The organism is Pseudomonas fluorescens (assembly GCF_004683905.1).
GTDB lineage: Bacteria > Pseudomonadota > Gammaproteobacteria > Pseudomonadales > Pseudomonadaceae > Aquipseudomonas > Aquipseudomonas putida_A.
In genome coordinates, this window is sequence record NZ_CP038438.1 from 5,054,707 (window position 1) to 5,078,919 (window position 24,213).

26 protein-coding genes and 1 tRNA gene are annotated in these 24,213 nt (G+C 60.1%); 20 read left to right on the plus strand and 7 right to left on the minus strand.

Features of this window, described 5'->3' with window-relative positions:
• Positions 1-11: 11 nt before the first annotated feature.
• From E4T63_RS23270 to E4T63_RS23325, 12 genes are all read left to right on the plus strand, one after another.
• Positions 12-998, plus strand: coding sequence for an NAD(P)/FAD-dependent oxidoreductase (locus tag E4T63_RS23270; RefSeq protein ID WP_135296548.1), 987 nt, complete (start codon positions 12-14; stop codon positions 996-998).
• The gene (locus E4T63_RS23275) at positions 995-1,210 is read left to right on the plus strand and encodes a TIGR02450 family Trp-rich protein (RefSeq protein ID WP_027612220.1); all 216 of its coding nucleotides are present in this window, start codon (positions 995-997) and stop codon (positions 1,208-1,210) included. Before E4T63_RS23270 ends, E4T63_RS23275 begins: the two co-directional genes overlap by 4 nt.
• Before the next feature lie 188 nt (positions 1,211-1,398).
• A complete protein-coding gene (locus E4T63_RS23280) occupies positions 1,399-2,361 on the plus strand; it encodes a YbgA family protein (protein ID WP_027612221.1) in 963 nt (320 codons plus the stop codon).
• Complete coding sequence (locus tag E4T63_RS23285) at positions 2,361-3,302, plus strand: MerR family transcriptional regulator (RefSeq protein ID WP_096797277.1); 942 nt, start codon at positions 2,361-2,363, stop codon at positions 3,300-3,302. Before E4T63_RS23280 ends, E4T63_RS23285 begins: the two co-directional genes overlap by 1 nt.
• Before the next feature lie 11 nt (positions 3,303-3,313).
• Positions 3,314-4,759 carry a deoxyribodipyrimidine photo-lyase gene (gene phrB / locus E4T63_RS23290; RefSeq protein ID WP_135296549.1) on the plus strand — a complete coding sequence of 482 codons (1,446 nt, stop codon included), beginning with the start codon at positions 3,314-3,316 and terminating at the stop codon, positions 4,757-4,759.
• On the plus strand, positions 4,752-5,174 hold the full coding sequence (locus E4T63_RS23295) for a nuclear transport factor 2 family protein (RefSeq protein WP_027612224.1): 423 nt from the start codon (positions 4,752-4,754) through the stop codon (positions 5,172-5,174). Before phrB ends, E4T63_RS23295 begins: the two co-directional genes overlap by 8 nt.
• Positions 5,171-5,953, plus strand: coding sequence for an SDR family NAD(P)-dependent oxidoreductase (locus E4T63_RS23300; protein WP_095136816.1), 783 nt, complete (start codon positions 5,171-5,173; stop codon positions 5,951-5,953). Before E4T63_RS23295 ends, E4T63_RS23300 begins: the two co-directional genes overlap by 4 nt.
• Complete coding sequence (locus tag E4T63_RS23305) at positions 5,950-7,197, plus strand: NAD(P)/FAD-dependent oxidoreductase (RefSeq protein ID WP_135296550.1); 1,248 nt, start codon at positions 5,950-5,952, stop codon at positions 7,195-7,197. The genes E4T63_RS23300 and E4T63_RS23305 overlap by 4 nt, the downstream gene beginning before the upstream one ends.
• Positions 7,194-8,009 (plus strand): DUF1365 domain-containing protein, encoded by an 816-nt coding sequence (locus tag E4T63_RS23310; protein WP_135296551.1) that lies wholly within the window; start codon positions 7,194-7,196, stop codon positions 8,007-8,009. The genes E4T63_RS23305 and E4T63_RS23310 overlap by 4 nt, the downstream gene beginning before the upstream one ends.
• Entirely contained in the window at positions 7,996-9,261 is a 1,266-nt protein-coding gene (locus tag E4T63_RS23315; RefSeq protein WP_134787320.1) for an SAM-dependent methyltransferase, read from the plus strand. Before E4T63_RS23310 ends, E4T63_RS23315 begins: the two co-directional genes overlap by 14 nt.
• A complete protein-coding gene (locus tag E4T63_RS23320) occupies positions 9,254-9,745 on the plus strand; it encodes a DUF2878 domain-containing protein (RefSeq protein ID WP_098965576.1) in 492 nt (163 codons plus the stop codon). Before E4T63_RS23315 ends, E4T63_RS23320 begins: the two co-directional genes overlap by 8 nt.
• Before the next feature lie 53 nt (positions 9,746-9,798).
• Positions 9,799-10,104 (plus strand): YkgJ family cysteine cluster protein, encoded by a 306-nt coding sequence (locus E4T63_RS23325; RefSeq protein ID WP_007967664.1) that lies wholly within the window; start codon positions 9,799-9,801, stop codon positions 10,102-10,104.
• 133 nt (positions 10,105-10,237) lie between these two features.
• Here the strand turns inward: E4T63_RS23325 and E4T63_RS23335 are convergent, their stop codons facing one another.
• The 6 genes from E4T63_RS23335 to hemA form a co-directional block, all read right to left on the minus strand.
• Positions 10,238-10,756 carry an acyloxyacyl hydrolase gene (locus E4T63_RS23335; RefSeq protein WP_027612230.1) on the minus strand — a complete coding sequence of 173 codons (519 nt, stop codon included), beginning with the start codon at positions 10,754-10,756 and terminating at the stop codon, positions 10,238-10,240.
• 112 nt (positions 10,757-10,868) lie between these two features.
• Complete coding sequence (gene murI, locus E4T63_RS23340; protein WP_135296552.1) at positions 10,869-11,660, minus strand: glutamate racemase; 792 nt, start codon at positions 11,658-11,660, stop codon at positions 10,869-10,871.
• Positions 11,653-12,408 (minus strand): molybdopterin-synthase adenylyltransferase MoeB, encoded by a 756-nt coding sequence (locus E4T63_RS23345; RefSeq protein ID WP_098965579.1) that lies wholly within the window; start codon positions 12,406-12,408, stop codon positions 11,653-11,655. Before E4T63_RS23345 ends, murI begins: the two co-directional genes overlap by 8 nt.
• A complete protein-coding gene (gene prmC, locus E4T63_RS23350; RefSeq protein WP_098965581.1) occupies positions 12,402-13,232 on the minus strand; it encodes a peptide chain release factor N(5)-glutamine methyltransferase in 831 nt (276 codons plus the stop codon). The genes E4T63_RS23345 and prmC overlap by 7 nt, the downstream gene beginning before the upstream one ends.
• The gene (prfA, locus tag E4T63_RS23355; RefSeq protein ID WP_027612234.1) at positions 13,233-14,315 is read right to left on the minus strand and encodes a peptide chain release factor 1; all 1,083 of its coding nucleotides are present in this window, start codon (positions 14,313-14,315) and stop codon (positions 13,233-13,235) included. It abuts the gene before it with no gap.
• On the minus strand, positions 14,312-15,598 hold the full coding sequence (gene hemA / locus E4T63_RS23360) for a glutamyl-tRNA reductase (protein WP_027612235.1): 1,287 nt from the start codon (positions 15,596-15,598) through the stop codon (positions 14,312-14,314). Before hemA ends, prfA begins: the two co-directional genes overlap by 4 nt.
• Before the next feature lie 182 nt (positions 15,599-15,780).
• Between hemA and E4T63_RS23365 the strand changes: the two genes are divergently transcribed.
• The 8 genes from E4T63_RS23365 (at position 15,781) to ychF (ending at position 22,701) form a co-directional block, all read left to right on the plus strand.
• Positions 15,781-17,505 (plus strand): tetratricopeptide repeat protein, encoded by a 1,725-nt coding sequence (locus E4T63_RS23365; protein ID WP_098965585.1) that lies wholly within the window; start codon positions 15,781-15,783, stop codon positions 17,503-17,505.
• A 3-nt stretch (positions 17,506-17,508) separates the two neighbouring features.
• Entirely contained in the window at positions 17,509-18,126 is a 618-nt protein-coding gene (gene lolB / locus E4T63_RS23370) for a lipoprotein insertase outer membrane protein LolB (RefSeq protein ID WP_095136807.1), read from the plus strand.
• A gap of 3 nt (positions 18,127-18,129) precedes the next feature.
• A complete protein-coding gene (ispE, locus tag E4T63_RS23375) occupies positions 18,130-18,981 on the plus strand; it encodes a 4-(cytidine 5'-diphospho)-2-C-methyl-D-erythritol kinase (RefSeq protein ID WP_027612238.1) in 852 nt (283 codons plus the stop codon).
• A gap of 37 nt (positions 18,982-19,018) precedes the next feature.
• A tRNA-Gln gene (locus E4T63_RS23380) sits at positions 19,019-19,093 on the plus strand.
• A 45-nt stretch (positions 19,094-19,138) separates the two neighbouring features.
• Positions 19,139-20,080, plus strand: a complete 942-nt coding sequence (locus E4T63_RS23385; RefSeq protein ID WP_003171603.1) for a ribose-phosphate pyrophosphokinase — start codon at positions 19,139-19,141, stop codon at positions 20,078-20,080.
• Between the two features lie 141 nt (positions 20,081-20,221).
• Complete coding sequence (locus E4T63_RS23390; RefSeq protein WP_095136806.1) at positions 20,222-20,824, plus strand: 50S ribosomal protein L25/general stress protein Ctc; 603 nt, start codon at positions 20,222-20,224, stop codon at positions 20,822-20,824.
• Positions 20,825-20,993: 169 nt separating this feature from the next.
• Positions 20,994-21,578 (plus strand): aminoacyl-tRNA hydrolase, encoded by a 585-nt coding sequence (gene pth, locus E4T63_RS23395; protein WP_003228164.1) that lies wholly within the window; start codon positions 20,994-20,996, stop codon positions 21,576-21,578.
• Positions 21,579-21,600: 22 nt separating this feature from the next.
• Positions 21,601-22,701 (plus strand): redox-regulated ATPase YchF, encoded by a 1,101-nt coding sequence (gene ychF / locus E4T63_RS23400; RefSeq protein ID WP_047599160.1) that lies wholly within the window; start codon positions 21,601-21,603, stop codon positions 22,699-22,701.
• A 186-nt stretch (positions 22,702-22,887) separates the two neighbouring features.
• Here ychF and E4T63_RS23405 read toward each other — a convergent pair whose 3' ends face one another.
• Positions 22,888-24,105, minus strand: coding sequence for an MFS transporter (locus E4T63_RS23405; protein ID WP_135296553.1), 1,218 nt, complete (start codon positions 24,103-24,105; stop codon positions 22,888-22,890).
• Positions 24,106-24,213: the final 108 nt, after the last annotated feature.

The window sequence follows — 24,213 nt, forward strand, 5'->3', positions numbered from 1 at the left end:
ACGAGGCCCCTATGACTGTACCTATCGCAATCATCGGCACCGGCATCGCCGGACTCTCCGCCGCGCAGGCGCTGACAGAGGCCGGACACACCGTCCAGCTCTTCGACAAAAGCCGCGGCAGTGGCGGACGCATGTCGAGCAAACGCAGCGACGCCGGTTCGCTGGACATGGGCGCGCAATACTTCACCGCCCGCGACCGGCGTTTCGTCACCGAAGTGCAACGCTGGCAAAGCCTGGGCTGGGTCGCCGAGTGGACACCGCAGCTCTACACCTTTCAGGGCGGGCAACTGAATCTGTCGCCGGACGAACAGACGCGCTGGGTCGGCACGCCACGCATGAGCGCGATCACCCGGGGTTTGCTCGACGGTCTGGAAGTGCACTTCGCCTGCCGCATCACCGAAGTCTTTCGCGGTGAAGAACACTGGCACCTGCAGGACGCCGAAGGCTTCACCCACGGTCCCTTCAGTCACGTGGTGATTGCGACGCCAGCGCCGCAAGCCACGGCGTTGCTGGCTGCGGCACCGAAACTGGCCGGTGCGGCCACCGGGGTAAAAATGGACCCGACCTGGGCCGTCGCCCTCGCCTTCGATACGTCACTGGATACGCCGATCGAAGGTTGCTTCGTGCAGGACAGCCCCATCGACTGGCTGGCACGCAACCGCAGTAAACCGGGGCGCGATACCATGTGCGACACCTGGGTGCTGCACGCCAGCAGCGCCTGGAGTCGGCAACACATCGACCTGTCCAAGGAAGCGGTCATCGAGCAACTGCACGGTGCATTCGCCGAACTGCTGCACAGCGCGATGCCCGCTCCGACTTTCAGCCTCGCCCACCGCTGGCTCTACGCACGCCCTGCGACCGGCCACGAATGGGGCACGCTGGCCGACGCCGATCTGGGCTTGTACGCCTGCGGCGACTGGTGCCTGTCGGGGCGTGTCGAAGGGGCCTGGCTCAGTGGCCAGGAAGCTGCACGCCGCTTGCACGAACACCTGCAATGAATCGCATCAATCCGCAAAAATTGCTGCTGTCGAAGTGGACAGCAGCCCACCCGCAAAACCGCGAAAAACATTTTCTGGTCACCGAACTGTTCCGGGATGAGGAAGGCACGGTGCTGGAGATTGAGTTGCAGGCGGTGCTGACCAAGCGCGCCGAACGCCTCGATTGGCAGACGTTGAAGAACAACGATCACTGGTTACTGGGCTGGCAATAAAGATCCTGTAGGAGTGAGCCTGCTCGCGATGGCGTCGCATCATTCAACATCAATGCTGCCTCCCACAGTCGATCGTGGTAAACCTGGAAAAACTTATACAAATGAGTTGACTTGTACACGCATGAATCTATGCTGAGGAAAAGTTGTACAGAGATAAATATCTGTACAGGAATAGATTCGAGGTGTGCATGTCCGATCTTTCTGCTTCCCGGCCCAAAATCGCCATCAGCGCCTGCCTGATGGGCGCCGAAGTGCGCTACAACGGCGGGCACAAGGAATCGCGGTTGTGCAGCCGCACCCTTGCCGAGTATTTCGAATTCGTGCCGGTATGTCCGGAAGTCGCGATTGGCCTGGGCATCCCGCGCGAACCGATCCGCCTGGTTGGCGATCCCGATGCTCCTGAAGCTATCGGTACGGTCAATCCGCAAATCAATGTCACCGAACCACTGGCAGCCTACGGGCAGAAAATGGCCGGCGAGCTCAATGACATCTGCGGCTATATCTTCATGCAGCAGTCGCCTTCGTGCGGTCTGGAGCGGGTCAAGGTCTATCACGCCAACGGCGCGCCGGTGAACGGCGGCGGCCGTGGCATCTACGCTCAGGCGTTCTGTGCGCAGCACCCTGACCTGCCGGTGGAAGAAGCCGGACGCCTGAACGATCCGGTGTTGCGGGAAAACTTCATCACCCGCGTGCTCGCCTACAGCGCCTGGCAGCAGGTGCTCGAACAAGGCTTGAGCCGCCGCGCACTGACCGAATTCCACTCACGCTACAAATACCTGCTGATGGCACACAACCCTGAGCAATACAAAGCCTTGGGCAAACTGCTGGGCAACATGGCCAAGACCGATCCGGTCGAACTCGGCCCGCGCTATTTCAGCGAGTTGATGAGCGCGTTGAAGAAATGCGCTACCCGCCGCACCCACAGCAACGTGCTGCAACACATCAGCGGCTACCTGAAACAGGCGATCAGCCCGGAAGACAAACAGGAAATGCAGCATGTCATCGGCCAGTACCGCCACGGCATCGTGCCGCTGGTGGTGCCATTGACTCTGCTCAAACACCACTTTCGCCAACACCCGGATCCGTACATTGCGCGGCAGGTTTACTTGCAGCCGCATCCGGAAAACCTCAGCCTGCGAAACGCCATTTGATGAACGATAAACTCGACACCAGCGCCCAGGAAGACCTCGGCGCCGACTTCAAGAAAGCCCTCGACGAGGGCTGGCTGCCGATCCGCGAAGTGGCGCGGCAGACCGGGGTCAACGCCATCACCCTGCGCGCCTGGGAGCGCCGTTACGGGTTGATCGTGCCGCAGCGCACGCCCAAGGGCCATCGCCTGTATTCCAGCGAACATGTGCAACGAATCCTGACCATCCTGACCTGGCTTAATCGAGGCGTGGCTGTCAGTCAGGTCAAACCGTTGCTCGATGCTCCGCAAGCCTTTACCGAGACGGTGGAAAACGACTGGCAACGGCAGCGCCAGTCCTTGCTCGGCGCCGTCATCCAGCTCAATGAGCGCAACCTCGACGACAGCATCAACCAGGCCATGGCCCTGTACCCGCCACGCACCCTGTGCGAGCAATTGCTCCTGCCGCTGCTGGCCGAACTCGAGCAGCGCTGGCAAGGCCAGTTCGGCGCACAGATGGAACGGGTGTTCTTTTATTCCTGGTTACGCAGCAAATTCGGCGCGCGCATCTACCATAACAATCGGCAATTACACGCTGCGCCGTTGCTGCTGATCAATCACTCGGACCTGGCACTGGAACCTCACCTGTGGCTATGCGCGTGGCTGATCAGCAGTGCCGACTGCCCGGTGCAAGTGTTCGACTGGCCGCTACCGGCCGGAGAACTGGCGCTCGCGGTCGATCATCTGCAAGCGCGGGGAGTGCTGCTGTATTCCAGCAAGGCGATGAATCTGGCGCAGCTGCCAAAACTGCTGAATGGCATCGGCACTGCAAAAATGCTCGTCGGACCAACGGTATGCATCCACCAGACCGAGTTGTCCGTAAGAACCCCTGAGATCGCTGATCTGATCCTGGCCGAAGACCCGCTTTCGGCACATCAGGAACTGGTTCAGCGTGGGCTGATTTAATGGAAACCGCCATGCAATTGATCTGGCTGCGCAGCGACTTGCGCCAACATGACAACACCGCCCTCGCGGCCGCCGCAGCGCGCGGTCCGACGGTTGCCGTGTATCTGTTGAGCCCGCAGCAATGGCTGGAACATGACGACGCCGCGTGCAAGGTCGACTTCTGGCTGCGCAACCTGCGTGAGCTGAGCAGTCGCCTCGGCGAGCTGAACATCCCGTTGCTGCTGCGCACCGCCAATCATTGGGATCAGGCCCCGGCGGTGCTGCTCGAACTTTGTGTGCAATTGAATATTCAAGCTGTGCACGTCAACGAAGAATATGGCATCCACGAAAGCCAGCGCGACGCCGCGGTGGCGGTGGCCCTGAAGACCAAAGGCATCGCTTTCCACAGCTACCTTGACCAACTGCTGTTCAAGCCCGGCACGGTACTGACCAAAACCGAAACCTACTTTCAGGTGTTCAGCCAGTTCCGCAAGGTCTGCTATGAACGCCTGCACCGCTCGATGCCGGCGCTGGTCAAGACGCCCGGCAAACAGGCAAAGCTGAACATCGACAGCGATCCGGTGCCGGCATCCGTCGCCGGTTTTGCAACGCCGAGCGAGTCTTTGCGCACACTGTGGCCGGCCGGCGAACAGGAAGCCCGGCGCCGTCTCGACACCTTCGCCGACGCGCAGATCGACTACTACCAGAGCGAACGCGACTTCCCGGCCAAACCCGGCACCAGTCAACTTTCCGCGTACCTCGCCGCCGGGGTGATTTCGCCGCGCCAATGCCTGCATGCGGCCTTGCAAAGCAATCAGGGCGAATTCGACAGCGGCAAGGTCGGCGCGGTGACCTGGATCAACGAGCTGCTGTGGCGCGAGTTCTACAAACACATTCTGGTGGGCTACCCACGGGTTTCGCGCCACCGCGCATTTCGCCCGGAAACCGAAGCCCTGGCCTGGCGTGATGCGCCGGACGATCTGGCGGCCTGGCAAGAGGCGCGCACCGGTTTGCCGATCATCGATGCGGCCATGCGCCAACTGCTGGAAACCGGCTGGATGCACAACCGCTTGCGGATGATTGTGGCGATGTTCCTGACCAAGAATCTGCTGATCGACTGGCGTGAAGGCGAGCGCTTTTTCATGCGCCACCTGATCGACGGCGATCTGGCGGCGAACAACGGCGGCTGGCAATGGAGTTCTTCGACCGGCACCGATTCGGCGCCGTACTTCCGCATCTTCAATCCGCTGAACCAATCGGAAAAATTCGACAGCGAAGGCCTGTTCATCAAGCACTGGCTGCCTGAGCTGGCCGGCCTGAACAAGAAGGAAGTACACAACCCGGCCAGCGCCGGCGAACTGTTCGGCGTGGCGGATTATCCGGCGCCGATCGTCAATCTCGGGGCTTCGCGCGAACGCGCGCTGGCGGCGTTCAAGAACCTGCCGTCGCGCTCGTCTATGGAAGAAGTTCATGAGTGAATTCCTGCGCCGCTTCGCCCGCCAGTTTGCCGAGTTGAACAAAGACAACTTGCAACGTCTGGGCGAGCTGTACAGCGATGACATTCACTTCACCGACCCGCTGCATGAAGTGCAGGGGCTGGTGCAACTGCGACATTACTTCAGCGAGTTGTACGCCAACGTCAGCGAGCTGCGCTTCGATTTCCACGGCTTCGACCAGATCGCTGACGGCGAAGGCTACTTGCGCTGGGTCATGAGTTACCGCCACCCGCGTCTGGCCGGTGGTCAATTGATTCGCGTCGCCGGGTGTTCGCACCTGCTGTGGCGGGACAAGGTTTATCGCCACCGGGATTATTTCGATGCCGGGGCCATGCTGTATGAACATTTACCCGTATTGGGCCGGGTGATCGCCTGGTTGAAAAGGAGAATGGGATGAGTCGTACACCTCCACGGCGTTATTGGCTGACCGGTGCCAGCAGTGGCATCGGCGCAGCACTGGCTGAAGACATTCTGAAAAGCGGCGCGCATCTGGCTGTCAGTTCGCGTCAGGTGGCACCGCTCAAAGTGCTGTCGCAACGCTACCCGGGGCAAGTGCTGGTGGTGGCCGGCGACCTGACCAACAGTCAGACCGTGCGCGAAATCGGCCAGCAGATCGAACAGGCCTGGGGCTCGCTGGACAGCGTGATTCTCAATGCCGGCACCTGCGAGTACGTCGATGCGCGACAGTTCGATGCCTCGATCATCGAACACGTGGTGCGCACCAACCTGCTCGCCAGCAGCTACTGCATCGAAGCAGCCCTGCCGTTGCTGCGCAAAGGCACCGCGCCGCATCTGATCGGCATGGCCAGTTCCGTGACCTACCTGCCGCTGCCCCGAGCCGAAGCCTACGGCGCGTCGAAAGCAGGGCTGCGCTATCTGTTCGAATCGCTGCGGATCGACCTGGCCGTCGAGGGCATCGATGTCACCATCATCAGCCCGGGTTTTGTCGAAACCCCGCTGACCGCCAAGAACGACTTCCCGATGCCGTTGAGCTGGCCTGTGGATAAAGCGGCGCGGCACATCTTCGCCAAGCTCAAGGATCGTCCGCTGGAGATCGCCTTTCCGGCACTGTTCATGGCGGCGCTGTGGCCACTGTCGAAGCTGCCGGCGCGCCTGCAACTGGCGATCGGCAAGCGCATGGTGCGCAGCAACCCACCGCTGCGGGACCCGATATGAAGATTGCCATTGTCGGCAGCGGAATCGCCGGCCTGACCTGCGCCCACCTGCTCAATCGCCGACACGACATCATGGTGTTCGAGGCCAGCGACTGGGTCGGCGGTCACACGCATACCGTGCAGGTGACCGTCGATGGCCGCGAATACGCCGTGGACACTGGGTTCATCGTGTTCAACGACTGGACCTATCCGAACTTCATTCGATTGCTTGGCCAGATCGGCGTGTCGTTCAAACCGACGGAAATGAGCTTCTCGGTTACCGACCCGGACTCCGGCCTGGAATACAACGGCAACAACCTCAACAGCCTCTTCGCCCAGCGCAGCAACCTGCTGTCCCCGGGGTTTTGGGGCATGTTGCGCGACATTCTGCGCTTCAATAAAGAAGCTCAGCGCGACCTCGCCGAACAGCGCATTGCCGCCGATACCACGCTCGACGATTACCTCAAGGCTGGCGGTTATGGCGAACGTTTCATCCTGCATTACATCGTGCCGATGGGCTCGGCGATCTGGTCGATGCCGATGGCCGAGATGCTCAATTTCCCGCTGCAATTCTTTGTGCGCTTCTTCAAGAATCATGGCCTGCTGTCAGTCAGTGATCGCCCGCAATGGCAGGTGATCGAGGGCGGCTCCAGTGCCTATGTCGCGCCACTGACCGCAGCGTTCCAGGACAAGATCCGCCTCAGTTGCCCGGTGACGCGCATCGATCGCGATGAACATGGCGTGGTTATCCACAGCCCGGCCGGCATCGAGCGTTTCGACAAAGTCGTGCTCGCCTGCCACAGCGACCAGGCCCTGCAATTGCTCGGCACGCCAAGCCAGGCGGAACGGTCGATCCTCGGCGCCCTGCCCTATGCCGATAACGAAGTTGTGCTGCATACCGATACCCGTCTGCTGCCGACCCGAAAACTAGCGTGGGCCAGCTGGAACTATCGCTTGAGCGGCGCCGGCCATACCCACGCGGCCGTCACTTACGACATGAACATCCTGCAGGGCATTCAGAGTGACACCACGTTCTGCGTCAGCCTCAATCAGAGCGCCGGGATCAGCCCGTTCAAGGTGCTCGCCAAATACACCTACGCCCACCCGCAATTCAGCCTCGCGGCGGTAGCGGCGCAAAACCGCTGGGCCGAACTCGACGGTCAGCAGCACACCCATTATTGCGGCGCCTACTGGGCCAACGGCTTTCATGAGGACGGCGTGGTCAGCGCGTTGCGCGTGGCCGCCGCGTTCGGGGAAAGCTTATGAACAGCGCCCTGTACAGCGGCTGGATTGGCCATCGGCGCTTTTCGCCCAGACGCCACGAATTCCGTTACCGGATCGGTCTGTTGTACCTCGATCTGGCGGAACAGGACGCCGTGTTCGAACTGTCGCCGTTTGCCAGTCGCAGCCGCTTTGCAGCGTTTTCGTTTCGCGAAACCGACTACCTGAAAACCTTCACCGGCAGCGGCATGCGCCTGATCGATGCGGTGCGCCAGCAAGTCGGCGTCGCCATCGGCCATCAACCGCAGGGTTCGATCTGCCTGCTGACCCAACCGCGCAGTTGGGGTCTGGCGTTCAATCCGGTGAGTTTCTTTTATTGCCACGAGGCCGACGGGCAACTGGCGGCGATTCTCTGCGAAGTCACCAACACGCCGTGGTGCGAGCGTTATCACTACGTGCTGCCGGCCCGCACACCGACCGACCTGCAAGACTTTCACCAGCACTTCGCCGTGGCCAAGGCCTTTCATGTCTCGCCGTTTTTGCCGCGTGACCTCGAGTACCGCATGAGCTTCAGCCCGGCTGCGCAAAATCTCGGCGTGCACATGGCCGACTGGCAGGGTGAGCACAAGCTGTTCGACGCCACGCTCAATCTGCAGCGCGAACCCCTCGACCGCCACAGCCTGCACCGCTACTTGCGACGTTTTCCGTGGATGACCGCGAAAACCTGTCTGGCGATTTACTGGCAAGCCGTGCGCCTGTTGCTCAAGCGTGCTCCGATTTTTGCTCATCAGGCTGCCGACGGCAGCTTTCAGATCGCCACTGTGCCTCCCAAGGAGCACCACCATGAAATCCTCTAGCCTGTCGGTCAGTCGCTTCAGCACCAACGGTTTGACCGGTTCGCTGCTGCGTCGCGGCGTTTTGCGGCAACTCAGTCAGCTCAAACACGGGCAATTGCTGGTGGTCGAGGATGGCGAACGCCTGATGTTCGGCACACCGGGCAGCCACCTGCTCGGCGAAATCCATGTGCAGGATGCAGCGGTGTGGGGCATGGTCGCCGGCAACGGATCGATTGGTGCCGGCGAAGCGTTTATCCACGGTTACTGGAGTTCACCGGACCTGACGGCGGTCGTGCGCGTGTTCGTCAGCAACCTCGACGTGCTCGACGCCATGGAGCGCGGTCTGGCCCGCCTCAGCCGGCCGCTGGTGCAAGGCCTGCACTGGCTCAACCGCAACACGCGCAAGGGGTCGCAGAAAAACATCGCGGCGCACTATGACCTCGGCAACGACCTGTTCGAACAGTTTCTCGACCCGACCATGATGTATTCGGCGGCGCAGTTCCTCAGCCCCGACGACAGCCTGGAACAGGCTCAGTTGAACAAGCTGGAACGGATCTGCCAGAAGCTCGCGCTCAAACCCGAAGATCACCTGCTGGAGATCGGCACCGGTTGGGGCAGCATGGCGCTGTACGCCGCGCAGCAATACGGCTGCCGTGTCACCACCACGACGCTGTCGAAAGAGCAGTACGCGTTTACCGCCAGGCGCATTGAAGCACTGGGGTTGCAGGATCGGGTAACGCTGCTGCTCACCGACTACCGCGACCTCACCGGCGAATACGACAAACTGGTGTCGATCGAGATGATCGAAGCGGTCGGTCACCGCTTCCTGCCCACCTATTTCAAGCAATGCGCGCACCTGCTCAAGAGCAACGGCCTGATGCTGTTGCAGGCGATCACCATCCGCGAGCAGCGCTACGAGCAGGCCAAGCGCGGCGTCGACTTCATCCAGCGCTACATCTTCCCCGGCGGCGCCCTGCCCTGCGTGCAGAAGATGCTCGAAGTGGTCAGCCGCGAGACCGATATGAACCTGCTGCACATGGAAGATTTCGGCCTGCACTACGCCCGCACCCTGCGCCTGTGGCACGAAAACTTTCGCCGCGCCCATGGCCGTTTGAGCGAGTTGGGTTACGACGATTACTTCCTGCGACTGTGGGAGTTTTACCTGTGCTACTGCGAGGGCGGGTTTCTGGAGCGCACCATCGGCACCGCGCAACTGCTGCTGGCCAAACCGGCCGCGATGCCGGCGCCGTTGCTCGGACGCTTCGATGCTTGAGCGGCTGACCAATGCCGTGCTGTTCCAGGTCGGCTGGCTGGCCTGTGTCATCGGCGGCGACAGTCTGTGGCTGCTGCTGGCGCTGGCGGTGCTGGTGGTCCATTTTGGTTGGATCAGCAGTTGGGCGGAGGAAGGTCGCCTGATCCTCAGCGTGGTGCTTGTCGGTACAGCCGTAGACAGTCTGTTGCGCGCTGCCGGCGTGTTCGAATTTCAGGATCTGTCGCCACTGATTCCGCTGTGGCTGATGCTGCTCTGGGCCTTGCTCGCGACCACGTTGCGTCACTGTCTGCAATGGAGCGCCCGCCCGTGGTGGCTGGCCAGTGTGCTCGGTGCGGTGGGTGGTGCGGTGTCCTATTACGGCGGTGGACGTTTGGCCGGGGTGCAGTTTCCCTACGGTGAACTGCCGACCCTGATCGGCATCGGCCTGCTGTGGGCGCTGCTGTTTCCGTTATTGCATGCGATGGCTCGGCGGTTGGCCCACTGAGCGTCTGTCAGGCCTTTCACACAGCAACCGGCGGCTGCCTTACACTGCGCAGCATGAAAACCATTCCCCACCAGCAAATCACCGAGCCAGCGGTCACCTGTTCGACCTGCGCAGCGTGCTGTTGCCAGCTCGAAGTGATGCTGATCACCGACACCGGCGTGCCTGAGCGCTTTATCGATACTGATGAGTGGGGTGGTGAAGTGATGCTGCGTCTGGACGACGGCTGGTGCGCGGCGCTGGATCGCGACAGCATGATGTGCACGATCTATGAGAAACGCCCGCTGATCTGTCGCGAATTCGAGATGGGTGCACCGGAGTGCATTGAAGAACGCAAAGGCATTGCCACTGCTTACCGTTGATTTCAACAGCAGCTCAAAACCAATGTGGGAGCGGGCTTGCTCGCGAATGCGGTGTGTCAGTCAATTGTGTTGTCGACTGACACACCGCATTCGCGAGCAAGCCCGCTCCCACAAAGATTTGTGCAAGCTGCAGTTACAGCGGCATCGTGTAATGCAGCGCGTAGCTTTCTACACCGTCGTTGCTGCTGGCCAGGCCGGCGTTGGAATAGTGCGTCGCCCGAATCCCCACTTCATGCCCGCCATTGAAGCGCAGACCAAAACCGATACGGTCTTCGAACTGGAAAGAGCCGCCGATGTTGTTGCTTTCATACTTGGTGTTGGAGAACGCTGCGACACCAATACCCGCCTCAACGTACGGCTTGACCGACTGACCGGCAAACTCGTAAACGAATACCGGGGAGAACGACAGGCTGTTGTTGCTGGAAGTCTTGTCACCCTCCCAGTAAGTGTAAGCGCCGCTCCAGTAACCGGTCAGGCGACCGACGTCACTTTGCAGCCAGCTCTTGTCCCAATCGAAATTCATGCCCAGGCGATAAGTCATGGTCGAATCGCTGGTCGCACCCACTGCAAACTCAACGCCTGCGGCTTGTGCGGTAATACTTTGCCCCATCAGTGCGGCCGCAATCGCGGCCAAGCAGAATAGTCGCTTCACTTTGAAACTTCCTTTTCCGGAACGATCGTTTGGTTTTCTAGATAACTCATCGCTATAGAAGCTAGCGCCTGATTAGAAGTTCAGCTGTTTTTCTAGTTATTTCACATTTTTTTTACAAGCTGAATTTTTCGACGTCGCCGGCAACCTGACCCAACAGGGGCAGGGTCTTGCGGAAGAACGCGGGGTCGGCACTGGTCCAGAATCTGACCGATCGGTTCGGCCCTTCGGCGAGCAGATCACGTTCGGCCAGCAACCGTTGCAGTTGCCGCGCTACGGCTGCGCCAGTGTCAATCAGGCTGATGCTGTCGGGAATCATCGTCTTGAGCAGCGGCTTGAGAAACGGATAGTGAGTGCAGCCAAGAATGATCGTGTCGCAACCGTTGGCCAGCAGCGGCTCGACGTAATGCTGAAGCAGGCTGCGCAACTCGACGCTGTGCAGATCACCGCTTTCAATCAGTTCCACCAGACCGGGGCACGGCTGGGTGATGACGCGAACGTCAGCGGCGAAGCGGTCGAGCAACGCGGCGAACTTGGCACTCTGCAACGTGCCGGTGGTGGCGAGTACGCCCACCACACCGCTGCGGGTGGCGGCAGCTGCGGGTTTGACCGCCGGCTCCATGCCAACGATCGGCCATTCGGGGAAATCACGGCGCAGATCGGCAACAGCGGCCACCGTCGCCGTGTTGCAGGCGATCACCAGGGCCTTGGCGCCCTGCTCACGGAAAAAACCGGCCATCACATTGCAGCGCTGGCGGATGAACTCCGGGGTTTTCTCGCCGTAGGGAATATGCCCGCAATCGGCGAAATACAGCAGTGATTCATGGGGCAGCAAACGCTGGATTTCAGCCAGTACCGACAAGCCGCCGACACCGGAATCGAACACCGCGATCGGCGCCTCACGCATGCTGCGAACCACAGACGCTGCACCCCGGATCACGCTTGACCCGCAATTCACGGAAGCGCGAACCCAAGGCATCGATCAACAGCAAACGACCCACCAACGGTTCGCCAAAACCGACCAGCACTTTCAACGCTTCAAGCGCCTGCAGGCTGCCGACCAGCCCCACCAGCGGCCCGACCACACCGGCCTCGCTGCAGGTCAGTTCGGCTTCGCTGCCATGCCCGTACAGACAGTGGTAGCACGGACTTTCCGGGCGACGCGGGTCGAACACCGACAACTGCCCTTCCAGACGAATCGCCGCGCCGCTGACCAGCGGTTTGCGCGCTGCCACACACGCGGCGTTGACCGCCTCGCGGGTGGAGAAGTTATCGGAGCAGTCGAGCACCAGATCCACCGCCGACACGGCGGCGGCCAGGGAATCCTCGTCCAGCGCCTGACGATGAGGCACCAGTTTAATCTCGGGATTGATCGCGCTCAGGCGCTTGAGCGCCGAGTCGACCTTGCTCATGCCGACGCTGTCGGTGTCATGAATGATCTGGCGCTGCAGGTTGGTCAGGTCGACCGTGTCGAAATCCGCCAGATGCAATTCACCGACACCGGCCGCCGCGAGATACAGCGCGACCGGGGCGCCGAGACCGCCGAGGCCGACGATCAGCACGCGGCTGTTTTTCAGCTTCAGTTGCCCGTCGATGTCGATGTGTTGCAGCAGAATCTGCCGGCTGTAGCGCAGCAATTCCTGATCATTCAGCACGGCAGACGCCCCAGGCTGATCCGTTGATGGCCGCCCAGATCGGTGCGGCTGTGGACTTGTTCAAAACCGCGAGTGAGCAACAGATCACGCACGGCTTCGGCTTGATCATAGCCGTGTTCGAGCATCAGCCAGCCGCCGGCTTCCAGATGATCCGGAGCCTGCGCGACAATCAGGCGCAGATCGTCGAGCCCGTCGACACCGGCCACCAGCGCACTGGCCGGTTCGAAGCGCACGTCGCCCTCGACCAGATGCGGATCGGCAGCCGCAATGTACGGCGGATTGCTGATGATCAGGTTGAAACGTTGGCCTTCGAGGGCGCTGAACCAGTGGCTGCTCAGCACCGTAGCGTTGTTCAGGTTCAGGCGCTGACGATTGCGTTCGGCGAGGGCCACGGCTTCCAGCACGCGATCCACCGCCGTGACGTTCCACGCCGGACGCTCGCTGGCCAGGGCCAACGCAATCGCGCCGCTGCCGGTGCCCAGATCGAGGACTTTCGCCGGCGTTGCCGCCAGCAGTTCCAGTGCGGCTTCGACCAGCAACTCGGTGTCCGGACGCGGGATCAACGTGTGCGGCGCGACTTCCAGATCGAGTTTCCAGAAACCCTGCTGACCAAGGATGTAGGCCACCGGCTCGCCACTTCGACGCCGTTGCAGGTACTCGGTAAAAATCAGCACTGCTTCGCTGGGTACGATGCGCTCGGGCCAGGTGTGCAGGAAGCTTCGCGATTTGCCCAGTGCCGCTGCCAGGAGCAATTCGGCATCCAGGCGCGCGGTGGGCGAGTCCGGCAATTCGGCAGCGCGCAACAGACTGGCGATGATGGTCATTTATTCACCTATCGCTGCAAGTTGGTCGGCCTGGTATTCGGCCAGCAAAGGCTCGATCACCGCTTCAACGCCACCGGCGAGGATTTCATCAAGGGAGTACAGGGTCAGGTTGACGCGATGGTCAGTGACCCGGCCCTGGGCAAAGTTGTACGTGCGAATGCGCTCGGAACGATCACCGGAACCCACCAGCAACTTACGCTCGCTGGCAATCGCATTCGCCGCCGCTGCGGTTTGCTGATCGTTGAGTTTGGCCGACAGCCAGGCCATCGCCCGGGCACGGTTCTTGTGCTGGGAACGTTCTTCCTGACACTCGACGACGGTGCCGGTCGGTATGTGCGTGATGCGGATCGCCGAGTCGGTGGTGTTGACGTGCTGACCACCGGCCCCGGAGGAGCGGTAAGTGTCGACACGCAGATCCGCCGGGTTGATCTCGATGGCTTCCCGTTCGTCCGGCTCGGGCAACACCGCCACGGTGCAGGCCGAGGTGTGGATACGGCCCTGGGATTCGGTAGCGGGTACACGCTGTACGCGGTGCGCGCCGGATTCGAACTTCAGCTTGCCGTAAACGTTGTCGCCTTCAATGCGGGCGATGACTTCTTTATAGCCACCGTGCTCGCCTTCGTTTTCCGAAAGGATCTCCACGCGCCAGCCACGTCGTTCGGCGTAACGCGAGTACATGCGAAACAGATCGCCGGAGAAGATCGCCGCCTCGTCGCCACCGGTACCGGCGCGAATTTCGAGAAAGACGTTACGCCCGTCATTGGGATCCTTGGGCAGCAACATGCGCTGCAGATCATCTTCCAGCCTGATCAGCAATTCCTTGGCTTCGCGGACTTCTTCCACAGCCATTTCACGCATGTCCGGGTCGCTGTCCTTGAGCAGCGCCTGGGCGCCTTCAAGATCACTTTGTACGCCGAGCAGCTTTTTATAGCCTTGTACCACCGGCTCGAGTTCGGCGTATTCCTTGGAATAAGCGCGGAATTTGGCCTGATCGGCAATGACTTCGCCGTCGCCGAGCAGCGCGGTCAGTTCCTCGAAACGGTCCTGGAGGGTGTCCAGCTTGTTGAGCAGTGACGCTTTCATTGCGGTTTTTTATCCGAAAAACTATCCGGTGAGCCCTCGAGGGCAAAGAGTTCCTGGGCCATGGCCAGCGCATCAAGGCGGCCTTCGGCAGAAAGCTTTTTCAATTGCACGCTGGGCGCATGCAACAGTTTATTGGTCAGGCCGCGGGCCAGTTGCCCGAGCACATCTTCGGCGTTGCCGCCGTTGGCCAGCAGACGCAGGGCTTTTTGCAGCTCCTCGTCGCGCAGGCGTTCGCTTTGTTGCCGATAAGCCTTGAGCACATCGACCGCCGCCAGCTCACGCAGACGCACCATGAAATCGTCGGCGCCGACCGAGACCATCTCTTCCGCCGCCTGGGCTGCACCCTGACGACTCTTGAGGTTCTCGGCGACCACTTCGTGCAGATCATCGACGCTGTACAGGTAAACGTCGTCGAGTTCGCCGACTTCCGGCTCGATGTCGCGGGGTACGGCGATGTCGACCATGAAGATCGGTTTGTGCTTGCGCTGCTTCAGCGCGCTTTCCACCGCGCCCTTGCCGAGGATGGGCAACTGGCTGGCGGTCGAACTGATCACGATATCGCTGCGCACCAGTTCCGCCGGAATGTCCGAGAGCAGCACCGCGTGCGCGCCGAACTGCTCGGCCAGCAGGCTGGCACGTTCCAGCGTGCGGTTGGCGACCACGATGCGCTTGACCCCCAGCTCATGCAAATGGCGGGCGACCAGAGTGATGGTCTCGCCAGCGCCGATCAGCAAGGCCTGGCTGCGTTGCAGATCGCTGAAAATCTGTTTGGCCAGGCTGACGGCGGCAAACGCCACGGACACCGGGTTTTCGCCGATGGCGGTGTCGGTACGCACTTGCTTGGCGGCATTGAATGTCGCTTGAAACAGCCGCCCCAGCAGCGGGCCGATGGTCCCGGCCTCACGCGCCACAGCGTAGGCCGATTTCATCTGGCCGAGAATCTGCGGTTCGCCCAGCACCAGCGAGTCGAGCCCGGAGGCGACGCGCATCATGTGACGAACTGCCGCATCATCTTCATGCACATAAGCACTCGCGCGCAGCTCATCGAGGCTTAAATGGTGATAATCGGCCAGCCAGCGCAGAACCAGATCAGCCGAAACCTGATCCTGTTCTATATAAAGCTCACTGCGATTGCAGGTGGAGAGGATCGCAGCTTCGCGGCTGTCGGTGAGTCGGCAGAGCTGCTGCAAGGCCTCCACCAGCTGCTCAGGGGTAAAGGCCACGCGCTCGCGGACGTCTACTGAAGCAGTCTTGTGGTTAATACCGAGTGCAAGGAAGGCCATTCAAGGTCGCTGATGGTGACGTGAAGCCGGCAATTGTCCTACTTCGTCAGATTCAGAACAACTACCGCTGACTATTGTCCCAATTGTCGGCCACTATAAAGGCCACATTCGAGACTCGGTTATGTTTGGCCGAAGGCTTGTGTCATGATGATCCGACCGCAGGTTAGTCGTCCTCTTCCTATATGAATAGATCTTCCGCGTTGCTCCTTGCTTTTGTCTTCCTCAGCGGCTGCCAGGCCATGGCACCCGTTTCGCCGGACGGTACCCCGCCGGTCGAAGACACCGCGTCCCCGCCTGAAAAACCCAAGGTTTACAGCTCGTTCAGCGAGGAAACCGTTTTCAGCCTGCTGAGCGCCGAACTCGCCGGCCAGCGCAATCGGTTCGACATTGCCCTGGACAACTACGTGACCCAGGCGATCAATACTCAGGACCCGGGGGTTTCCGAGCGCGCGTTCCGCATCGCCGAATATCTCGGTGCCGACCAGCCTGCGCTGGACACCGCACTGATCTGGGCAAAAAACGCCCCGGACGACCTTGAAGCGCAACGCGCCGCCGCCGTGCAACTGGCTCGCGCCGGGCGTTACGACGACTCCATGGTCTATATGGAGAAAGTCCTGCAGGGCAAGGGCGACACACATTTCGACTTCCTCGCGCTATCGGCCGCCGATACCGATCAGGAAACCCGCAACGGCCTGATGAAAAGTTTCGACCGTCTGCTGCAGCGCCACCCGAAGAACAGCCAGCTGATTTTCGGCAAGGCCCTGCTGCTGCAACAGGACGGCGACAATAAAGCCGCTCTGACCCTGCTCGAAGACAACCCGCCGGAAGAAGGCGAGATTGCGCCGATCCTGCTGCGCGCGCGTCTGCTGCAAACCATGAATCGTGGCGACGAAGCCCTGCCGCTGTTGCGGAAAAGCATCAAGAAATACCCGGACGACAAACGCCTGCGCCTGACTTATGCGCGCACGCTGGTTGAACAGGACCGGATGGATGACGCCAAGGTCGAGTTCTCCACCCTCGTTCAGCAATACCCGGAAGACGACGAACTGCGTTATTCGCTGGCACTGGTGTGCCTGGAAGCCAAGGCCTGGGACGAGGCCAAGGGTTACCTGGAAGACCTGATCGCCCGGGAAAGCCACGTTGACTCGGCGCACCTGAACCTCGGTCGCATCGCCGAAGAACGCAACGACCCGCAGGGCGCGCTGATCGAATACGCGCAGGTCGGCCCGGGCAATGACTATCTGCCGGCGCAACTGCGTCAGGCCGATATTCTGATGAACAACGGCAAGACCGCCGAAGCCCAGAGCAAACTCGCCGCCGAACGCGATGCCCAGCCGGATTACGCGATCCAGCTGTATCTGATCGAATCCGAAACCCTGTCGGCCAACAAACAGGACGACAAGGCCTGGAAAACGCTGGATAAAGCCTTGCAGCAATACCCGGACGATCTGAATCTGCTCTACACCCGGGCCATGCTCGCGGAAAAACGCAATGATCTGGCACAGATGGAAAAAGACCTGCGCCTGATCATCAAGCGCGACCCGGACAACGCCATGGCGCTCAATGCGCTGGGCTATACCCTGTCCGATCGCACCACCCGCTACGCTGAAGCCAAGGCCCTGATCGAACAGGCGCACCAGATCAATCCGGAAGACCCGGCGGTACTCGACAGCCTCGGCTGGGTGAATTTCCGCATGGGCAATCTGGACGACGCCGAAAAATATCTGCGTCAGGCGCTCGAGCGTTTCCCGGACCACGAAGTCGCCGCGCACCTGGGCGAAGTTCTGTGGGTCAAGGGCAATCAGCGCGAGGCCAAGCAAGTCTGGGGCAAGTACCTCAAAGATCAGCCCGACAGCACCATCCTGCGCAGCACCATCAAGCGCCTGACCGGATCCGAGACTCTTTAACTCATGTTTTTGCGCCACGTTATTGTTTTCAGCTTCATCGCCCTGCTCGCCGGTTGCGCGGGCTTCGGCGCTCGCGAATCGGTCGAGGGCCACGGCAGTCCGGCTCAGTGGGCCGCGAACAAACAACAGCTGACCGGCCTCGACGGCTGGCAGATCGACGGCAAGATCGGCATTCGCGCACCGAAAGATTCCGGTAGCGGCACGCTGTTCTGGCTGCAACGCCAGGACTACTACGACATTCGCCTGTCCGGCCCGCTGGGTCGTGGCGCGGCACGTCTGACCGGGCGCCCGGGCAAGGTTTCGCTGGAAGTCGCCAATCAGGGCCGCTATGACTCCGAGTCACCGGAAGCGCTGCTCGAAGAGCAACTCGGCTGGAAGCTACCGGTGTCGAATCTGGCCTGGTGGGTCCGTGGCCTGCCGGCCCCCAGCAGCAAAAGCCGTCTGACCCTCGATAACGACAGTCGCCTGGCCAATCTGGAACAGGACGGCTGGAAGGTCGAGTACCTCAGCTACGCCGAGCAAAACGGTTACTGGCTGCCCGAGCGGATCAAGCTGCACGGCACCGATCTGGACGTGACGCTGGTAATCAAGACCTGGCAACCGCGCAAATTGGGGCAATAACGCATGACCGCTCCACGTCTGACGCTGCCATCGCCGGCCAAGCTCAACCTGATGCTGCACATTCTCGGTCGCCGGGCAGACGGCTATCACGAACTGCAGACGCTGTTTCAGTTCGTCGATTACGGCGACGAAATCACCTTCGCCGTGCGCGATGACGGCGTGATTCATCTGCACACCGAATTCGCTGGCGTGCCCCACGACAGCAACCTGATCGTGCGCGCGGCGAAAATGCTTCAGCAACAGTCAGGCTGCACACTCGGCATCGACATCTGGATCGACAAGGTGCTGCCCATGGGCGGCGGGATCGGTGGCGGCAGCTCGAATGCGGCGACCACCCTGCTCGGCCTCAATCACTTGTGGCAACTGGGCTGGGATGAAGATCGCCTCGCGGCACTGGGCCTTTCGCTCGGTGCAGACGTGCCGGTTTTCGTCCGTGGCCATGCAGCTTTTGCCGAAGGCGTGGGCGAGAAACTGACCCCGGTCGACCCCGAAGAACCGTGGTATCTGGTGCTTGTGCCGCAAGTCTCTGTAAGTACGGCAGAAATTTTTTCCGATCCTTTGTTGACACGTAACACGCCGCCCATTAAAGTGCGCCCCGTTCCCGAGGGAAACAGTCGAAATGACTGCTTGCCGGTGGTTGCAAGGCGTTATCCAGAAGTACGTAACGCATTGGATTTGTTAGGTAAATTTACCGAAGCAAAACTCACCGGAACTGGAAGTTGTGTGTTTGGGGGCTTCCCAAGCAAAGCTGAAGCTGATAAAGTCTCGGCCCTTCTGACAGAGACCCTTACAGGGTTTGTAGCGAAAGGAAGCAACGTTTCGATGTTGCATCGCAAGCTGCAAAGTCTGCTCTAAAAGGAATCAAGTGCAAGGCACTTGAAGCAACAGATACAGGGGCGTCGCCAAGCGGTAAGGCAGCAGGTTTTGATCCTGCCATGCGTTGGTTCGAATCCAGCCGCCCCTGCCATTTTCTATACTCATCCAGGTTACCCTCAGCCTCTAGGTACTGCGCGTGTCCAAGATGATGGTCTTTACGGGGAACGCTAACCCCGATCTGGCTCGGCGTGTTGTACGTCAGCTGCATATCCCTCTCGGTGACATCTCTGTCGGTAAATTCTCCGACGGCGAAATTACTGCCGAGATCAATGAAAACGTTCGCGGTAAAGACGTTTTCATTATTCAGCCGACTTGCGCTCCGACCAACGATAACCTGATGGAACTGGTAGTGATGGCTGATGCCTTCCGCCGCTCCTCGGCTACTCGTATTACTGCTGTTATTCCTTATTTTGGTTATGCCCGTCAGGATCGCCGTCCGCGTTCCGCACGTGTGGCTATCAGCGCGAAAGTCGTTGCTGACATGCTTACCGTAGTCGGCATCGACCGTGTTCTCACGGTTGATCTGCATGCTGACCAGATTCAGGGCTTCTTCGATATTCCGGTAGATAACATCTACGGCTCCCCGGTTCTGGTGGATGACATTGAAGATCAGCGCTTCGAAAACCTGATGATCGTGTCCCCGGACATTGGTGGCGTCGTGCGTGCACGGGCTGTTGCCAAATCCCTGGGCGTGGATCTCGGGATCATCGACAAACGCCGTGAGAAAGCCAATCACTCTGAAGTGATGCATATCATCGGTGATGTCGAAGGGCGTACCTGCATTCTGGTCGATGACATGGTCGATACCGCCGGCACTCTGTGCCACGCGGCCAAGGCCCTGAAAGAACATGGCGCAGCCAAGGTCTTTGCCTACTGCACACACCCTGTGCTGTCGGGTCGGGCCATCGAGAATATCGAAAATTCCGTGCTGGACGAGCTGGTGGTGACTAACACCATCCCGCTGTCCGCTGCAGCACAAGCCTGTGCACGTATCCGTCAACTGGATATCGCACCGGTTGTTGCCGAAGCGGTTCGCCGCATCAGCAATGAAGAATCGATCAGCGCGATGTTCCGTTAAGGGCCCTGCCCTTCTCGAAATGTCTCGTTGACGAAAAGCGCCCCGCCCCGGCATTCCTGTCGGGGCGGGGCTTTTTTGCCCATACCGTGTTTGGCGCTGGTCGCAAACGCCACTCGGTCATGGCTATTTTGGAGATACAAAATGAACGATTTTACTCTGAATGCTGAAGTGCGTTCCGACCTGGGGAAAGGTGCGAGCCGCCGCCTGCGTCGTCTCGCCGCTCTGGTTCCAGCTGTTGTTTACGGTGGCGACAAAGCCCCTGAATCCATCAGCATGCTGGCCAAAGAAGTTGCCAAACTGCTCGAAAACGAAGCGGCTTACAGCCACATCATTGAGCTGAACGTTGGTGGCAAGAAACAAAACGTCGTCATCAAAGCCCTGCAACGTCACCCGGCCAAAGGCCACGTGATGCACGCTGACTTCGTACGCGTTGTAGCTGGCCAGAAACTGACCGCTATCGTTCCTGTGCACTTCATCAACGAAGCTGCTCCAGTGAAGAAAGGCGGCGAAATCTCGCACGTTGTTGCCGAGATCGAAGTTTCCTGCCTGCCAAAAGACCTGCCTGAGTTCATCGAAGTCGACCTGGCTGACGCTGAAATCGGCACCATCGTTCACCTGTCGGACCTCAAAGCTCCTAAAGGTGTCGAGTTCGTTGCTCTGGCACACGGCGATGACAAGGCAGTAGCCAACGTCCACGCTCCACGTGTTGCTCCAGAAGCTACCGAAGAAGGCGCAGCAGAGTAATTTCACTCTGTTCGTCGGAGTGAGTGAAACATCGCGGACTGGAACGTAGCGAGAAAGCGGGCGAGAACGCGGAGTTTACATTCATGGTAAATGAGCAATTTTCGTCCACTTTCGCCGCCTTCACTGCTTGCGGCGATGTTATCCACCACTCCAAGGAAGGGCCCCTATCGTGACTGCCATCAAACTGATCGTTGGCCTGGGAAATCCAGGCGCTGAATACGAACAGACCCGGCATAACGCAGGGGCCCTTTTTGTTGAGCGCATCGCTGCCGCGCAAGGTGTGAACCTTGTGGCCGATCGCAAATATTTCGGCCTGACCGGGCGCTACTCGCATCAGGGTCAGGATGTTCGTCTGCTGATTCCCACCACCTACATGAACCGCAGCGGCCAGGCCGTGGCGGCACTCGCCGGTTTCTTCCGCATCAAGCCTGAAGAAATCCTGGTGGCGCACGACGAACTCGACCTGCCTCCGGGCGTCGCCAAGCTCAAACAGGGCGGCGGCCATGGCGGTCACAACGGGTTGCGCGACATCATTGCGCAACTGGGCAATCAGAATACTTTCTACCGCCTGCGGCTTGGCATCGGCCACCCGGGCGTCGCCAGTATGGTTTCAAATTTCGTCCTGGGTCGTGCGCCACGCGCCGAACAGGAAAAACTCGATGCCAGCATCGACTTTGCCCTCGGCGTGCTGCCGGATATCCTCGCCGGTGAATGGAACCGCGCGATGAAAAACCTGCACAGCCAGAAGGCCTGACTCTAATCCGAGGGGAAACACCATGGGATTCAATTGCGGCATCGTCGGCCTGCCTAACGTCGGCAAGTCCACCCTGTTCAACGCCCTGACCAAATCCGGTATCGCGGCCGAGAACTTCCCCTTCTGCACCATCGAGCCGAACAGCGGCATCGTGCCGATGCCGGATCCACGTCTGGAAGCCCTGGCGGCCATTGTCAATCCGAAGCGCATCCTGCCGACCACCATGGAATTCGTCGACATCGCAGGCCTGGTGGCCGGTGCCTCGAAAGGTGAAGGTCTGGGCAACAAGTTCCTGGCCAACATCCGCGAAACCGACGCCATCGCTCACGTGGTGCGCTGCTTCGAAGACGACAACGTGATCCACGTTTCCAACAGCGTCGACCCGAAGCGCGACATCGAAATCATCGACCTGGAACTGATCTTCGCCGACCTCGACAGCTGCGAGAAGCAACTGCAGAAAGTCGCGCGCAACGCCAAGGGCGGTGACAAGGACGCAGTCGTTCAGAAAGCTCTGCTTGAGCAACTGATCGCGCACTTCACCGAGGCCAAGCCTGCGCGCAGCCTGATGAAGAACATGAGCGCTGACGAAAAGTCGGTGATCAAGGGCTTCCACCTGCTGACCACCAAACCGGTCATGTACATCGCCAACGTCGCTGAAGACGGTTTCGAGAACAACCCGCACCTGGACGTGGTCAAGGCCATCGCCGAAGAAGAAGGCGCCATGGTCGTTCCGGTGTGCAACAAGATCGAAGCGGAAATCGCCGAGCTCGATGACGGCGAAGAGAAAGACATGTTCCTCGAGGCCCTGGGCCTGGAAGAGCCTGGCCTGAACCGCGTGATCCGCGCCGGCTACGAAATGCTGCACCTGCAGACCTACTTCACCGCCGGTGTCGAAGAAGTCCGCGCCTGGACCGTCCGCGTCGGTGCCACTGCACCACAAGCTGCTGGCGTGATCCACACCGACTTCGAGAAAGGCTTCATCCGCGCCGAAGTGATCGCCTACAACGACTTCATCCAGTACAAGGGCGAAGCCGGTACCAAGGAAGCCGGTAAATGGCGCCTGGAAGGCAAGGACTACATCGTCAAAGACGGCGACGTAATGCACTTCCGTTTCAACGTGTAAGCGACACGCCCAAGAAAAAGCCGCGTTTGATACGCGGCTTTTTTGTGCCTGACAGATTTGTATGCAACACCAGCAATACCCTGTGGGAGCGGGCTTGCTCGCGAAAGCGGTGTGTCAGCCACATTAATATCGACTGATACACCGCCTTCGCGAGCAAGCCCGCTCCCACAGTTTGAACTGTGCAGGTCAGGTTTTTTTGGTGCGCGGCAGGAAGATCGCCAGCACGCCAAACAACGGCAAAAAAGAGCACAGGAAATACACGTACTCGATCCCGTGCACATCCGCCAGATGCCCCAGCAGCGCCGCACCAATCCCGCCGAAACCAAACATCAAGCCGAAGAACACCCCGGCGATCATCCCGACATTGCCCGGCACCAGTTCCTGCGCGTAAACCACAATCGCCGAGAACGCCGAGGCGAGAATGAAGCCGATCACCACGCTGAGGACAGTGGTCCAGAACAGATCGACGTGCGGCATCAGCAAGGTGAACGGCGCCACGCCGAGAATCGAAAACCAGATCACCGCCTTACGCCCGATCTTGTCGCCGATCGGCCCGCCAAAGAACGTCCCCGCCGCCACCGCGCCGAGAAACAGGAACAGGTGCAGCTGTGAACTGGCCACCGACAGGTCGAACTTCTCGATCAGGTAAAAGGTGAAATAGCTGGTGAGGCTGGCCATGTAGAAATACTTGGAAAACACCAACAGCCCCAACACCACCAGCGCACTGATCACCCTGCCCTTCGACAACCCGTGAGTCACCGCCTGCCCGGCCTTGAGCTTGAACAGGTTCAGGTGATGGGCGTACCAGCGGCTGATGCGATACAGCACGAACAGCGCAAACACCGCGAACAGACCGAACCACGCCACGTTGCCCTGACCGAACGGAATAATGATCGCCGCTGCCAGTAATGGGCCGAACGCGGAACCGGCGTTACCGCCGACCTGAAAGGTCGATTGCGCCAGACCAAAGCGTCCGCCCGAGGCCAGCCGGGCAATCCGTGACGCCTCGGGGTGAAAGGTCGAGGAACCGATACCGATCAGCGCCGCTGCCAGCAGAATCAATGGAAAACTGCCGACCACCGACATCATCACGATGCCAATCAGCGTGCAAATCGAACCCGCCGGCAACAGCCACGGTTTCGGATGGCGATCAGTGTGATAACCGACCCACGGCTGCAACAGCGACGCGGTCAACTGGAAGGTCAGCGTGATCAGGCCGACCTGGGTGAAGCTCAAGCCATAGTTGGCTTTGAGCATCGGATAAATCGACGGCAGCACCGACTGAATCAGGTCGTTGATCAAATGCGCTAGCGCCACCGCGCCGATGATACGCATCACCAACGGGCTGCTTTGCGGAGGAGCGGACGCCGAGGCAGCGGCGGTCTGAACGTTGCTGATAGCCATGAAAGTTTCCGTACAGCAGATGGGTGCACGCAGGCAGGTGCGTCAATGTGCCATTTTTCGGTGCGCCAGCGCCATCCCCTTAGCCAGCTAACTAATCAACCGAATAAC

What these genes read in the sequence shown, in the direction of transcription:
- ispE (WP_027612238.1), top strand. Translation starts at nt 18,130, where the DNA reads ATGACCGCTCCACGTCTGACGCTGCCATCGCCGGCCAAGCTCAACCTG.
- E4T63_RS23295 (WP_027612224.1), top strand. Translation starts at nt 4,752, where the DNA reads ATGAGTGAATTCCTGCGCCGCTTCGCCCGCCAGTTTGCCGAGTTGAAC.
- E4T63_RS23325 (WP_007967664.1), top strand. Translation starts at nt 9,799, where the DNA reads ATGAAAACCATTCCCCACCAGCAAATCACCGAGCCAGCGGTCACCTGT.
- E4T63_RS23305 (WP_135296550.1), top strand. Translation starts at nt 5,950, where the DNA reads ATGAAGATTGCCATTGTCGGCAGCGGAATCGCCGGCCTGACCTGCGCC.
- E4T63_RS23310 (WP_135296551.1), top strand. Translation starts at nt 7,194, where the DNA reads ATGAACAGCGCCCTGTACAGCGGCTGGATTGGCCATCGGCGCTTTTCG.
- E4T63_RS23320 (WP_098965576.1), top strand. Translation starts at nt 9,254, where the DNA reads ATGCTTGAGCGGCTGACCAATGCCGTGCTGTTCCAGGTCGGCTGGCTG.
- E4T63_RS23285 (WP_096797277.1), top strand. Translation starts at nt 2,361, where the DNA reads ATGAACGATAAACTCGACACCAGCGCCCAGGAAGACCTCGGCGCCGAC.
- phrB (WP_135296549.1), top strand. Translation starts at nt 3,314, where the DNA reads ATGCAATTGATCTGGCTGCGCAGCGACTTGCGCCAACATGACAACACC.
- lolB (WP_095136807.1), top strand. Translation starts at nt 17,509, where the DNA reads ATGTTTTTGCGCCACGTTATTGTTTTCAGCTTCATCGCCCTGCTCGCC.
- E4T63_RS23315 (WP_134787320.1), top strand. Translation starts at nt 7,996, where the DNA reads ATGAAATCCTCTAGCCTGTCGGTCAGTCGCTTCAGCACCAACGGTTTG.
- murI (WP_135296552.1), bottom strand. Translation starts at nt 11,660, where the DNA reads ATGCGTGAGGCGCCGATCGCGGTGTTCGATTCCGGTGTCGGCGGCTTG.
- prmC (WP_098965581.1), bottom strand. Translation starts at nt 13,232, where the DNA reads ATGACCATCATCGCCAGTCTGTTGCGCGCTGCCGAATTGCCGGACTCG.
- E4T63_RS23390 (WP_095136806.1), top strand. Translation starts at nt 20,222, where the DNA reads ATGAACGATTTTACTCTGAATGCTGAAGTGCGTTCCGACCTGGGGAAA.
- prfA (WP_027612234.1), bottom strand. Translation starts at nt 14,315, where the DNA reads ATGAAAGCGTCACTGCTCAACAAGCTGGACACCCTCCAGGACCGTTTC.
- E4T63_RS23300 (WP_095136816.1), top strand. Translation starts at nt 5,171, where the DNA reads ATGAGTCGTACACCTCCACGGCGTTATTGGCTGACCGGTGCCAGCAGT.
- E4T63_RS23365 (WP_098965585.1), top strand. Translation starts at nt 15,781, where the DNA reads ATGAATAGATCTTCCGCGTTGCTCCTTGCTTTTGTCTTCCTCAGCGGC.
- ychF (WP_047599160.1), top strand. Translation starts at nt 21,601, where the DNA reads ATGGGATTCAATTGCGGCATCGTCGGCCTGCCTAACGTCGGCAAGTCC.
- E4T63_RS23405 (WP_135296553.1), bottom strand. Translation starts at nt 24,105, where the DNA reads ATGGCTATCAGCAACGTTCAGACCGCCGCTGCCTCGGCGTCCGCTCCT.
- hemA (WP_027612235.1), bottom strand. Translation starts at nt 15,598, where the DNA reads ATGGCCTTCCTTGCACTCGGTATTAACCACAAGACTGCTTCAGTAGAC.
- E4T63_RS23275 (WP_027612220.1), top strand. Translation starts at nt 995, where the DNA reads ATGAATCGCATCAATCCGCAAAAATTGCTGCTGTCGAAGTGGACAGCA.
- E4T63_RS23270 (WP_135296548.1), top strand. Translation starts at nt 12, where the DNA reads ATGACTGTACCTATCGCAATCATCGGCACCGGCATCGCCGGACTCTCC.
- E4T63_RS23280 (WP_027612221.1), top strand. Translation starts at nt 1,399, where the DNA reads ATGTCCGATCTTTCTGCTTCCCGGCCCAAAATCGCCATCAGCGCCTGC.